Here is a 12972-nt window from a genome sequence, read left to right on the forward strand (position 1 = left end):
ACCGTAAAATTTAAAGAAATGAAAAAATATATTCCCCTTTTCCTGTTGCTGTTTTTAGCTTCAGCGACAGTTTCTCTGGCACAATCTGATAACATTAGTCCTGCAAGAAAGCAAGCAATTGACTCTTTGGCTTTGGAGAAAGTTAAGGATTTGAGTAAATACATCAGTATCATTGGAAGTAAAGAAACACAATTCTCAGAGGCAAACCGCGTTATGGACAGGGCAGAAGAGTTGTTTGCTCCAGGTGCTGAAATGGGAGTTTCCACTTTGAACCGAAAAGAAATCGCTTATTACAAAGTGAGAAGATACTTCGAAAGATTGATGGCTTTGAACTATGATCGCGTAAACATTTCCTGGTATGATATTCATTACATCAGTGATTTGGAAAGACAGCCGGATGGCCGTTATGTTGGTGTAGTGACAGTTTATCAGAGATTCGAAGGTACTTCTCTTGAAAGCGGTCTAAACTATAGAGATACTACCAAAAAAGATATCACCATTTATGTTGAGAAAAAGCAGACTCAGATCGCTGGTAGAACCATCGAATTTTGGGATGTTATGCTCGGTGATATTCGTGTGACTGAAACCTCCGCATGAGAAAATTAATTTTATTACAATTACTCTTATTTATTACATCCTTACAATTGGCACAAAGTCAGGGCTTATATAGCCCTGGCTCGCCAAAGGATGACGGCAGATTTGCCGCTTCAACAAAACAAGTCAATCAATTTTTCAGAAGATTCAATGCCGAAGAAAGTCAGGACGGCATGAAACGCTTTTATCAAGGAGACCTTTTATATAGAGACCGTGAATTAAGGGGACAATTTATCAGTATATTATTCGATAATGAGACTTCTGGCATATCCAACAGCATGAAATCAGAATTCATGAAAGATGTTCTAGCAGAAAATCTTCCCCAATATCTGAATTTTCATCAGGAGGGATGGTTTGCCGAGGTTAGTTCCGTCTTTACCTATAAAGGGAAAAATGAAAATGTCACCCTCTTTTTGAAAATCCAACCGGAGGGCCTAGGCTATGAATGGGTCATTGATAAAGTGATTTTTGAACCATTCAAGGATATTTTCAATAAGCCGAGTGGTGATGCAAAAGGATTTCTGCATCCCCTTAGTCATGAACTGGGTTTTATGAACCTTAGGAAAGCATTTCAGGATTCGGATAGTCCGGAATCCTTTACTACCAAGGAATTCAAACCGGATTATTTGACACTTTTTCTCTATGAAATGAAAAAAGGAAATATAAAATTTGAAACTATTACTGATGTCAAATTTCATTTCTTCCAAATCAATAATTGGTATTTTGAACTCAATCAGTTCAATAGGCCAGGATTCAATACAGGTTGGCTTATTGGTAACCTGGTAAAGCTAAATACAGGAGACAAAGAAACAATCCTCAGATACATTTATGATCAGAAATAGTCATTTTCGTTTTCTTTTATGGATATTTTGCGCTTTTCCAATAGTTGGATTTGCCCAGGATCTTGGCGGTTATAACAAAACCGAAATCAAAGAACTTTCTCAAAAAGTAGATGATCAGGTTCAGTTTTTGGAGTACTTTTTAAATACTGTGGGTAGCAGTGAGACCAACGCCAGGGATAAAGATGTAATTATCAGGGAGAGTTATAAAAAAATATTCAGAGATGAAAAAGTTCAGGTTGAGGATGACTTGCTTTTGGATAGAAAAGTTATCACCAACAAAGATGTTACAGCTTACCTAAAGGACATTGAGTTTTTTTTCAAGGATGCAGGTTTCAAATTCAAAGTCAGAGAAGTGAAACCATTTTTGAGGGATAATGGCGAATTGTCTTTTTTGGTATCCATGGACAGAACTTTGACTGCAGTGGGCCTCAATGATGAGAAAATCACCAATACTAAACCCAGGTTTATTGAAATCAATGTGGACAAAAAATCCAATGAATTAAAAATAGCGAGTATTTACACTACCAAATTGAGTAGGGATGAGGAACTTACTGAGTGGTGGGGAACGCTTTCTTATACGTGGGAATCATATTTCAGAGGAAAAATAGGGATAGCCGAAGAGGATTCCATCACTTTGGACCACCTGTACAAAATAAGTAGCATAGATTCTTTGGATCTAGCGGGAAATGAATATCTGATTGAACTCGGACCGATAGAAGCGCTGAGAGATCTTAAATATATCGATATCAGCAACACCAATGTGGTGGAACTGAATCCAATCAGTAATGTCACATTTCTGAATTATCTGAATATTGCCAATACACCTACTGAAGATATCCAATTTATCAAATATTCTGAAAATCTTGGATTCCTTGATATTTCCGGAACCCAAATTCAGGATATCAGCGAGTTGGGTAATCTTAAAAAACTACATACCCTTAAAGCCAAGAATACAATAATTCAAAGTTTTGCTGTATTGAATTCATTTGAGTCCCTCAACTCATTGGATGTAGGTTATAGTAGTTTTAACAATATTGAAAACATCAATGAACTGCTGAACATCAAATATCTCAACATCAGTGGTAATTATCTGATGAATCTGGATATGCTTTCCTCTTTAGAAAGTCTTGAAGAAATTGTTTTGGAAGAAACAAACATCGTTGATTTAACTCCATTGGTAAATTTGGAAAGGCTGAGTCTGATCAATATTAATGTCACAGAAGTTTCTGACCTGACACCTTTAAATGGTAAAAGTTCCCTTCGAAAATTATACGCTGATCGAACAGGCGTGACGGAAGCCAGTGCTGATGAATTTGCCAGGAGAAACAGAACGGTTTTGTTGATTCATCACGTAGAAAATCTTCAGACTTGGTGGGATGCATTGCCTTTGGATTGGAAAAATGTTCTTGCCAAGATCAATCCTAACCTTGATTCAAATCTGCCAACTATAGAGGATCTTACCTATACAGTTGGAGCTGATACATTGGATCTCTCGGGCAGCCAAATCAATACCTTAGGTCCAGTTCTGAAATTCAAAAAAATCAATCACCTTAAATTTGATGATACGGATGTGAGCGATTTGACTCCTTTGTCCGATATCAAAGCTTTATTGACATTATCAGGTAAAAATACGAAAGTAAAAAATCTTCAGCCTTTAGTGAATCTCACAGAACTTACCAGTGTGGATTTTAGAGATTGTCCTGTGGAAGGATATTTTATGTTGAAAGATTTACCGAATTTAACTTATCTCAACCTGGATAATACTGAAATAGATGCTTCAGAGATTCACGAGTTTTTGGAAGCCAATAAAAATATCAATATCATTTACAGGTCTTCTGTCTTGGAACAGTGGTGGGATTTATTGGATGAAACTTGGAAAGACATATTTATTGATCAGTTTGGCGAGTCCGGTGTCGAGCCGGATCTGGAGACTTTGCATCAATGGACAGCCCAATCACAAGTGGCCATCCATGATGCGCCGATATCTAATTTGGGACATCTTTTGATTTTTAATAATCTCAGAAAACTTTCTGTAACTGAAGTCCCCATAATTGATATTTCACATGTGGGGCAAATGCAATTATTAGAAGAATTGACTATGACCCATGCTCCGGTCACTGATTTGACTTTTCTAGCTTCTCTCAATAATCTGGTTTCATTGGATCTGTCCAAAACCGGAATTGAGGATTTGACACCTTTGGGAAGTTTGACAGGTTTGCAATCTCTGACAATTTCAGGTACAAACATCAAGGTATTGCGGGGATTAGAGACATTGACAAATCTTAAAGATCTTGATATTGCCAGTACCAATGTCCGCTCTTTGAAACCTGTGCAAGGGTTGAATATTGAAAGATTGATTTGTTTTAATACAAGATTAAACCAAAGGGCAGTGGACTCCTTCAAGCAGCTTAATCCAAACGCTGATGTGAGGTTTTATTAGAATTTGCTTTTTGATGATCAGGGAAAAATCCACTATCTCTTTATTATGCAATAAGATGGTCCGGATGCTGTTTCTTGAGTTCAGGATTTGGGTTTTTTAGAGGGGTTAATTGCAGTAGCTATCCATCAAAACATGGACAGTTAATTAAAAGACTTTGATTTGTCACCTCGATACCTACAGTAGTACGGGAGAGATAACTATCACCTTCAAGGTTAGATAGATTTCTCTCTACGTTCGAAATGACAAGGAAAAGCTTTATTCCATGGATTTATCAACTGTCTCCAACATCCCGCTTACCCCACACTTGGTTCATTGTACTTGGTTCATTGTACTTGGTACTTTGTCCCTTCATCCTTCTCTTACCCCTGATGCTCTTCCCGCAAAAGGTCATTCACCGTCTTCACCGGATTAAATGTGATCAGCGGAACTTCCACAAAAACTGTATTCCATCCTGCCATAGCTCCGTTCCAAAGTCCGGGGAGTTCCAAAGCTTTGAGATCTCTTCCACTTTTTGATTTTTCTGTGATGAAACCTGTTCTCATATCCCGATATTGGAGTAGGTCAAATTTTTCACCTTTATAGTTTTTGGTGGCGCAAACCAAATCTACAGGGTTGAAATGCGTGGATGACTGGAATATTTCTTTCTGAGAAGGATCATTTAAATCAATCTGTGCAGTTTCAGCTATTTGTAAGGATAATGAGCCATCATCCTCTTTAACCCAAAAAGGACCTCCTCCGGGTTCGCCGGTATTTTTTACCATGCCACAAACTCTGATTGGTCTATTGAGTTTGTGGTGTAGGTATTTACCTTTTTCTCCCAAAGTCATCCCACTATAATTATCAGGTAATTTCCCTCCTAAATTTTGGGAAAAAACCGATTCAGCATTGGAGACCGAGTTTTGGTCAATGCCTGAATCCAGATTTCTTAATGCTTCGAATACCTTCTCCTGAACTTCCAACAGTAGACCGCCTATAGCAGTTTTATATTCTTTAGTGGGGTCTTTTAATCTATCAGGAACCTCATTGTCAATGTTTTTGATGAAAATCACATCACCTTCGATATCATTGAGATTTTCGAGCAAAGCGCCATGTCCAGCTGGTCTGAAAAGAATGGTACCATCTTCTTCAACAAATGGGCTATTGTCCATGTTCACGGCAATGGTGTCTGTTGATTTTTTCTGTTGGGAATAGGAAACTTCAAATTTCACCCCGAATTCCTTTTCAAGTTTAGGTTGGACTTCGGCAACTTCGGCTTTGAATTTCTCCTCATGTTCAGGCGAAACGGTGAAGTGAAGTCTGACGGTATTTCCTTTGCCCAAGCCATAAAGAATCCCTTCCATAAAATGCTCATAAGTTGGGGTCCTGTCGTGGTCAGCATAATGATGGAATTTCAACAGGCCTTTTGGCAATTGACCGTATCCAAGCCCATCCTCATTCAAGAGATGGGAAATTACCAATTGATGTTGTCCCGATTCCATTGCCTTTTTAATACTGCTTCCAGCTTTCTCAAGGCTTTTGTTGAGGTCATCATAAAAGGCAAACTTTTCTATATGGGTGAAAAACTTCTGAATAAAGCTGCTTTTGGTAATATCTCCGTCTCCTTCCAAAAAGGAAAAAAGGTCTTTGAACATCCGGGAAGCGGCCCCACTTGCAGGGACAAATTTTACAACCTCTTTTTGAGAAGCCTTCTTGGGATAGGTATCTAAATAATGCTTGAGTTCAGCTTCGGTCAATGCCTGAATACCATTGCCTATTGTGGCAGCCTCCACTATGGGTAGGAAAGGGAATCCTTCTTTAAAATTGGAGAGCTGTTCTTTGACATTGTCAACTGACATGCCCTGATTCAAAATCTGCTTTTCTAGCTGTTTATCCATGGTTTTGTGTTTACTGTTTTAAAACCATTAATATATACATTGAAAATGGCTAAATCAAAGATTTTTCCAATCCTTAACTTATAGATAAAACAAATCAATAAATGCCACCAAATTATAGGAGGCGTGTAGCAAGACTGCCCAAATAAATCCAAATCTTATCCTTACAATACCCAGAAATACTCCGCCGATCAACTGTGGGATAACTGTTGGAAAGTACAGGTACCAAGGAATCATTTCCAGGTCATAATTGTCCAAATGTATCAGGCCAAAAAAGAGGACAATTAACCAAAAAACTACTACCCTATTTCTTAGCCAAAAATATTGAATGCTGATATAATTTCTCCTGTAAAGCAGTGAAATGGCAAAAACCAACCACAATCCCAACATCACGCAACCAGCCACTTTTGAAAATACAAATGAAGACAATGCTATCAGAAAGAATGAAATATTAAATCTTGCTCTTGAAAACTTCAAGAATAACCGGAACATGGTTTCTTCCAGAAATGGCGCCATAATAACTCCAATGATTATGGCTTCTGTAATTGTTTCTATAGGATACTGATCGGCTTCTTCTATTACCGGAAATAGCCATATCAATCCATACCAACTGCTAATCCCAAAAAAAAGATCAATAACAAGATATGGGCCTAATACCAAAAAAGCTTTCTCCCAATTATTGCCTTTGAATTTTTGGATCCTGTTGTGATGAAAGATTTGTTTCAAATAATTGTACTCTTGCCTAAAAATTTCATTCATCCACAATTATACTAAACTTTACTTTTTCACCTGCTCTTTTTTGGGCTAAAATATTCATGGAATGGATATCGACATGAAGAATTCGGGGATAGCCACCTGTCACCTGTGCATCTCGCATCAGAATAATCATCTGACCCCCGGGAGTCAATTGAATTGTCCCGGGATAAACCGGAGCGGTAAGAATTGGCGGGATATCATTTTCCATTCTTTCTTCCAATTGATAAGCCATCCTATTGATCTGTTCAGAAATGGTAAATGTTTTACTTAAAATTCTGTTGTGCAAAAGTTTGGGAACAAGATTCCATTCAGGACCGGGGTAGACCTTAAGCACATTATCTTTGTACCAGTTGGCTTTTATCTTTGAATGGGAATTTTCAGGAGGAAAATATCTTTCTTCGTATAAATAACATAGGGTATCACCTTTGATTACCTTTTCCCTTGGAGTTATTCCCTTATACCAACTTCTGCTTTTGCCTACCATTTCAGACTCCAAGCCGCCCTGAATGCCCATATAAAGCCATTGTCTTCTTCTGAATTTTTTTACCCAAACTACATCATCCTCCTCAATTTCAATTATTTTACCCAATTTGACCGGACGGTCATTGAGGTAAATATCAGCCTCCGCACCTGCAAAGGCGATTCTTGTTGGCATCTCAAAAATCATCTTGGGGCCAATATGGGCCATTTCCAATACTGCTGCATTTTCAGGATTATGGAGAAGATGATTGACCAATGTCATCGAAATCCTATCCATCACACCGGAATAGGGGACCCCATAGGCAACCAAATCATATCTTGCCCAATCCTGTACTGAGGTCATCAAACCGGGTTGGTGAAAGTGGATATAGGCAGGAGTTTTAATCATGGGTAAATGTAAATTTTCCGGCCATTGATTCTTGGCGGATAGATTCAAATTCGGATGGAGAAATTGCTTTAAATTTTATTCTGTCACCTAAAGAAGGTAGATTTTTTAAATTGTTGTTTATGTCAAACAGTTTGATCGGGCATTTGCCTATAGCATACCAGCCTCCGGGGCTTTCCATGGGATAAATACCGGTTTGTCTACCTCCGATGGCAACAGTACCAGCTTGAATTAGCCTTTCCGGCAAATCTTTTCTGGGTGTGTGCAACCTTGGGTCCAGTCCTCCCAAGTACATGAAGCCGGGAAGAAATCCATAGAAATGCAACAAATAAACCGGATCGGAATGGATTTCAATCACTTCTTCAGGTTTTAACTGATGCAATTTGGAGATCTTCTCCAGGTCCTTTCCATAAGATTCGCCATAGCACACGGGTATGGTCCATTTTTTAAAATCAAAAGTCACGTCATCCATTGGTAATTGATGGATTTCCTCCAGGAGGTCCAAACAATCAGATGGGCTGATATCTAATTTTAACTTTAACGAAAGGGTATTGAATCCCATCCTGATTTCTCTGATTCCCTCTCCATATTCCTGCAAAAGGAAATTCTTTACAAAAAGTTGTTCTTTCAGGATCAACTCATTGATTTCATTTGGCCAAACCAATTCTATCAATTTACTGTGTATCCTAAAAACCTTCAAGTGCATGATTACAAGTTAAAGGTTTTATTGATGTTTTTCAATATTTCCAAGGCATTGGGATTATCGCCGTGGATACAAATGGTGTCGGCCTGAACTGGAATATATTTATTATTGATGGTTCTGATTTTCCCTTCCGCTATCATAATTTTAATATGCTCAAGAGCTTTATCAGGCTCGGTAATAACAGCATTGGATTCGGCCCTGTTTACCAAACTTCCGTCATCATTATAGTTCCTATCCGCAAAAACCTCTTTTTTGATGGGAATGCCTCTTTCTTCAGCCAATTGTGCTATGAGTGAATTTGGAGGACAATACAGAAAACATCCTGAAAACTGATTTTCCAGAATATCCAAAATCAATGAGGCTGTTGCATGGTCATTGGCTGAAAAATTATACAATGCCCCATGTGGCTTGATATGATGTATCTCTACATTTTCTTTTTTTGATATTGTCTTAAATGCGGATAATTGAGAAACCAGACTATTTTTAAGAGATTCAATGGATATATCCATCTTCAACCTTCCAAAATTTAAGTGGTCAGGATAGGAAGGATGGGCCCCGATTTTCACCTGATTTTTCTTGGCAAGTCTAATGGTTTCTGTAATTGATTGTGCATTTCCCGCATGTCCTCCGCATGCAATATTGCAACTTCCCAAAAACGGCATCAACAGTGCATCATTGGAAAGTCCCTCTCCCAAGTCACAATTAATATCAAAAGGAAAGTTTTGTTTGTTCATTATGGTAAATTTAGGGATTAATTCCTCAACTTTATTTTTGAGGTTTTAACAAATAAGTCTAAAATATGAATACCAGCCTCATGCAAGTTGAGAACTCTTTCTATGAAAATGGCTAGAAGACCGAAGACGGTAGACGGAAATTTATGGTACTTCTGTCTTCTGACTTCCGTCTACCGTCCTGACTGTAATATAATATTAGGTTACTGGCAGCAAAGATGAGTATAACCAAAAACCAATATTTCTATGTTCGAATTCAATCCAGATAAACATTATCCTAAAGAAACTGAAAGTAGGGTCGTTATCCGTTTTCAGGACTGCGATCCCCTTAGGCACCTTAATAATGCCAAATATTTTGATTATTTCTTCAATGCCAGGGAAGATCAGGTTCCCAAACTTTATGGGGTGGAGATGTTTGATATGATCCAGAAATACAAAGCCGCTTGGGTGGTTTATAACCATAACATATCTTATGTCCGTCCCGCCATGGTGGGAGAGTGGGTGAGAATTATGAGCAGATTGCTGTGGTACAATAACAATACGGTAGTGGTGGAATATTATATGACCGATGATTCCAAAAGGGAATTGAAGACGCTACTTTGGACCACCATGCGCTATGTGACCATTAAGGAAGGGAAGTCAACCGACCATGATGGAAGTATCCTTGAATTTCTGAAAGCTACCTCAGAAGATCTTGATATTTCCAATATGACCATCAAAGAACGGGTAAAATCACTGAAATTGAAATTGCTCGAGAATTGAAATTGAATCGATCTTGCTCGTTAAAGAACGGAACCTGTACAGAAGCGTACAGGTTTTTTGATTTGATTTTTTTTGAAAAAAAAATTTTAAAAATTTTCCAAAATTAAATTCAGTTAAAATAGTCAAGTTGACGCAACCTTTTTGAATTCCGAAATTTTAAGTTTTTCTCAAAACCTGTTCTGAAACAGGACACTTTACAGGCTGTTTGTATCGGGATAATACACTATTTATGAATTAAATACATCAGTACAATTGATTGATTGTTAAAATATTAACATGTAGGAAAAAATTATTTAACAAGAAAATTCAGAAATGTTGGGGTGAAAAAATATTGGTACAGATCATGGATATAGGATGATACCAACAAAATAAACAACCGCAATTATGAAAAAGTTACTCACACTCGCATTAGCCGCCACACTAGGTATGGCCAGCTTTGCAAACGCATCAAATGAAGGTATTGAAGAGATGTCTTCAGTAAAGGCAAATGAAAAAAAAGTCAGCATCATTTTAAGGGAAGGACTGGGGAAAGTCAGATTGGCAATTTTTGATAGTGAAGGCAAAAAACTTCACCAGCAATTCTTAAAAGTCAACAATGATTTAAAAGTTCCTTATGACTTTTCCTACCTACCGGCAGGAGAATATCAAGTGATGATTGAAAGCAACATAAATAAGGCAAATTCTGAAATATTGTTCTACACAGTAGAAACAAAAGAGGCTCCTGCACCACTTCCTCTGAAGGCCTTTGGCAGAAGCATAGATGACAACTCATTCAAATTGACCGTAGTTGGATTGGAAGAACCTGGAGTAAATGTGGAAATTTTTAACCGGAATGGAAATCCTATTTTTTCTGAAGAAATAGAAGAGTATGGATCTTTTTCCAAAATCTACCGCCTGAGAAACCTGAATGTGAAAGATATTTCATTGAAAGTCACAGATAGGAAAGGAAGTGAGACTAACCTTAAATTTTAACTGACCACAATTAATTTGATGAAAAAGGCTCTGGAAGTAATTTCCAGAGTCTTTTTTTATGGGTACCTGCGAAGAATATTTTCAGTCAACTCAAAGGCCGATTTTTCCAAATCTATTTCCAGCATGTTTTTATTGATGTCCAAAACTTTTTCTTTCATACCCACAGGGAGATTTTCAAATCCAACCAAAGCACCCAATATAGATCCTGCGATTGCTGCCGTGGTATCATTGTCCCGACCATAATTGACAAGGAACACAAGGGTATTTTTAAAATCAAAATCCGAGAAAATCATAGCTGTTAGGACCTGAAGATAGATTTCTCCAGCATGAAAAGGCATATCTTGTAAATGTTTGTCAAGCCTTTCATAGGCGGGTTGTATGTAGTTGAGGTCTGGGTTGATAGGTTTTATTATACTGTCATAAGCTACCCCCGGGTGGTTTATTTCGTTGCTTTCATAAACAATCTGCAAGGCAGTCTGAAGAATCCGGTATGAACTTCTTCCCACCAATCTGCTGCTATAAAAATTCTCTGGATCCACAGTTTTTGCGATTTCCAATAAGTCAGATCCTTGAATACCCTTTGTCATGGCTGCAGAAGTTAATGCTGCCGACAAGGCAGAAATATCTTTTGCATAGCCGATATCAAAAAACGATAGCTTGAATGCTTCCTGATATGCTTTTTCAGGATTTTCTGGGAAAAAGGCTCCAATTGCAGGTGCATACAACAAACCGGCACAGACCATTTCTCCTCCATAAAATGTACCTAGTCCTTTTTGGATACCTTCAAGGTCGTCTTTAAGGTAAGGTCGAGCTACCTTGACCCATTCCTTTAGCCAAAAGACTTTCAGGTTGTTTTCATCCAATTCTTGTATTGAATCAACTTCAATTTTCTTGAAATTTAGCATGTATGAATCAAATTGATCCAAAATATGTCCGGCAAAACTTTTTGGGTCCAATGAATAGGTATTCTCTTTACTTAGGTAGTCAAAAGTCAGTTTTTTCCACCTTGTATCATCTGTAGTACCTCCTGCGGGCAAATTTGGAATCCAAATTCCTTCGGGCGAAACTTCCCGGATCATCGGATCCAAATCGGTAACAAAACCATATTCCCGTAAAATCATCTCCCTGCTCCACATTTCTGTTGGGGCACCCATGGCATCTCCAATGGCCGAACCAACCAACATTCCCAACACTTTATCATATAATTCCTCATCCGTTAAACTTAGAGGTTCTATCTTTTGCGCAGTTTGAGTTTCATCTTTTTCTGTCTGTTTTTGACAGGAGTTACAGAATATTAAACTAAGAAAAATAAGGGTCCAAATAGTTTTTTTCATGGCGATTTAATCATTTTGGCCGCTTCATCTGCCAGTTGAAGTTTCTCATTCAGTTCAAGTTTCAATGGCAGTTGTGCCAGACCAATCAGTCTTCTCAGGATTTCTACTCCTGTGTATTTAGCGAGTAGGTCCGCATCAAGACTCGATTTATCGGAGTATTTTTTTATAACTTCTGCAATTTGAATAGGATCAAATTTAGCCATTTTTAAATGTGCGATCATTACTCCAAGATCAAACTCCGCATCACCCAAAAAAGAAAATTCCGGATCTATCACTTTTAATCCTGATGGAGTCTTCAACCAACTGCCGGGATAGAAATCTCCATGAAGAAGGTTGGTTCCTGTTTTCATGTATTTTCCTCCTAGTTCTAGAACCTTATTTTTCAGTATTGTGTCTTTTTTGAATTTCATGGAAATTTCCTGTAAACCAAGCTGAATATTATCCAGGTCAAAGCCGTTGTCTTCCATGAAAGGATATATAAATATATGTTCATGGTTGAGTTTTTTCATTTCCTGGTTTCCGGGAAAAGTATTTATAGGACTTGAATGAAGTTTGGCCAGATAGTCAATCAGAATTGAGATTTCGTCTTTTTTTAAGATGTTGTTATCGCTATAAATCCCCATAAAATCTGAAGAGTTCCCAAGATCTTCCAAAAGCAAGAGATGGTTATTTTCGTCAAAATCCAAGATTTTTGGTGAAAATCCTGATAAAAAGCCATTCTTACTCGTATGGTCATAAAAAGCTTTTTCAGTCCAGATTCTGTCTACAGGTGCTGATATTTGAGGATACTTTTGAACATAAGGGCGTGATTGTTTCAGAATCAGGTTTTTTTTGGAAGTGCTCAATCTGATCACCACGTTCATATTTCCTTCGCCTGCTTTCTCATAACTTTGTATTTCTTCTTCTGAGCTTAACCATCCTTTTGATCTGAAATATGATTCCTGTTCTGCATCCAAGGGGAGATTTATTTGCATTTTAAAGTTTTACTTCAAATTAATATTTTAATTTACATCAATGGCTTAATTCAATCAGTTATTTTTTTTCATTTTTGAAAAAAGTTGTTCTGATCAGTTTCCAATTCAATTTTATATAATCAATTTTA

12 protein-coding genes are annotated in these 12972 nt (G+C 37.6%); 5 read left to right on the top strand and 7 right to left on the bottom strand.

Annotation, left to right across the window (positions count from 1 at the left end; all coding sequences use genetic code 11):
- Positions 1 to 18: 18 nt before the first annotated feature.
- The 3 genes from B9A52_RS15735 to B9A52_RS15745 are packed head-to-tail and all read left to right on the top strand — an operon-like array spanning position 19 to position 3876.
- Positions 19 to 597, top strand: a complete 579-nt coding sequence (locus B9A52_RS15735) for a hypothetical protein (RefSeq protein WP_084121376.1) — start codon at positions 19 to 21, stop codon at positions 595 to 597.
- A complete protein-coding gene (locus B9A52_RS15740) occupies positions 594 to 1436 on the top strand; it encodes a hypothetical protein (RefSeq protein WP_084121377.1) in 843 nt (280 codons plus the stop codon). The genes B9A52_RS15735 and B9A52_RS15740 overlap by 4 nt, the downstream gene beginning before the upstream one ends.
- Positions 1423 to 3876 carry a leucine-rich repeat domain-containing protein gene (locus B9A52_RS15745; RefSeq protein ID WP_084121378.1) on the top strand — a complete coding sequence of 818 codons (2454 nt, stop codon included), beginning with the start codon at positions 1423 to 1425 and terminating at the stop codon, positions 3874 to 3876. Before B9A52_RS15740 ends, B9A52_RS15745 begins: the two co-directional genes overlap by 14 nt.
- 359 nt (positions 3877 to 4235) lie before the next feature.
- On the opposite strand, the gene B9A52_RS15750 is transcribed toward B9A52_RS15745, so the two are convergent.
- From B9A52_RS15750 to pxpA, 5 genes are all read right to left on the bottom strand, one after another.
- Positions 4236 to 5750 (bottom strand): DUF4301 family protein, encoded by a 1515-nt coding sequence (locus B9A52_RS15750; RefSeq protein ID WP_084121379.1) that lies wholly within the window; start codon positions 5748 to 5750, stop codon positions 4236 to 4238.
- A 78-nt stretch (positions 5751 to 5828) separates the two neighbouring features.
- Entirely contained in the window at positions 5829 to 6473 is a 645-nt protein-coding gene (locus tag B9A52_RS15755; RefSeq protein WP_172805226.1) for a CPBP family glutamic-type intramembrane protease, read from the bottom strand.
- Positions 6474 to 6498: 25 nt separating this feature from the next.
- The gene (locus B9A52_RS15760) at positions 6499 to 7371 is read right to left on the bottom strand and encodes a 5-oxoprolinase subunit C family protein (RefSeq protein ID WP_084121381.1); all 873 of its coding nucleotides are present in this window, start codon (positions 7369 to 7371) and stop codon (positions 6499 to 6501) included.
- Positions 7364 to 8074, bottom strand: a complete 711-nt coding sequence (gene pxpB / locus B9A52_RS15765; protein ID WP_084121382.1) for a 5-oxoprolinase subunit PxpB — start codon at positions 8072 to 8074, stop codon at positions 7364 to 7366. The genes B9A52_RS15760 and pxpB overlap by 8 nt, the downstream gene beginning before the upstream one ends.
- A gap of 2 nt (positions 8075 to 8076) precedes the next feature.
- Positions 8077 to 8805 carry a 5-oxoprolinase subunit PxpA gene (pxpA, locus tag B9A52_RS15770; RefSeq protein ID WP_084121383.1) on the bottom strand — a complete coding sequence of 243 codons (729 nt, stop codon included), beginning with the start codon at positions 8803 to 8805 and terminating at the stop codon, positions 8077 to 8079.
- A 243-nt stretch (positions 8806 to 9048) separates the two neighbouring features.
- Here pxpA and B9A52_RS15775 point away from each other — a divergent pair, with 243 nt between their 5' ends.
- Together B9A52_RS15775 and B9A52_RS15780 are read left to right on the top strand one after the other, a co-directional pair.
- A complete protein-coding gene (locus B9A52_RS15775) occupies positions 9049 to 9564 on the top strand; it encodes an acyl-CoA thioesterase (protein WP_084121384.1) in 516 nt (171 codons plus the stop codon).
- 384 nt (positions 9565 to 9948) lie between these two features.
- Entirely contained in the window at positions 9949 to 10536 is a 588-nt protein-coding gene (locus tag B9A52_RS15780) for a DUF3244 domain-containing protein (RefSeq protein WP_084121385.1), read from the top strand.
- A 56-nt stretch (positions 10537 to 10592) separates the two neighbouring features.
- Here B9A52_RS15780 and B9A52_RS15785 read toward each other — a convergent pair whose 3' ends face one another.
- Together B9A52_RS15785 and B9A52_RS15790 are read right to left on the bottom strand one after the other, a co-directional pair.
- Positions 10593 to 11870: an ADP-ribosylglycohydrolase family protein gene (locus B9A52_RS15785; RefSeq protein ID WP_084121386.1), complete on the bottom strand. Its 1278-nt coding sequence runs from the start codon at positions 11868 to 11870 to the stop codon at positions 10593 to 10595.
- The gene (locus tag B9A52_RS15790) at positions 11867 to 12844 is read right to left on the bottom strand and encodes a phosphotransferase (protein ID WP_084121387.1); all 978 of its coding nucleotides are present in this window, start codon (positions 12842 to 12844) and stop codon (positions 11867 to 11869) included. The genes B9A52_RS15785 and B9A52_RS15790 overlap by 4 nt, the downstream gene beginning before the upstream one ends.
- Positions 12845 to 12972 lie beyond the last annotated feature (128 nt).

The sequence above is a fragment of the Aquiflexum balticum DSM 16537 genome, from assembly GCF_900176595.1.
GTDB lineage: Bacteria > Bacteroidota > Bacteroidia > Cytophagales > Cyclobacteriaceae > Aquiflexum > Aquiflexum balticum.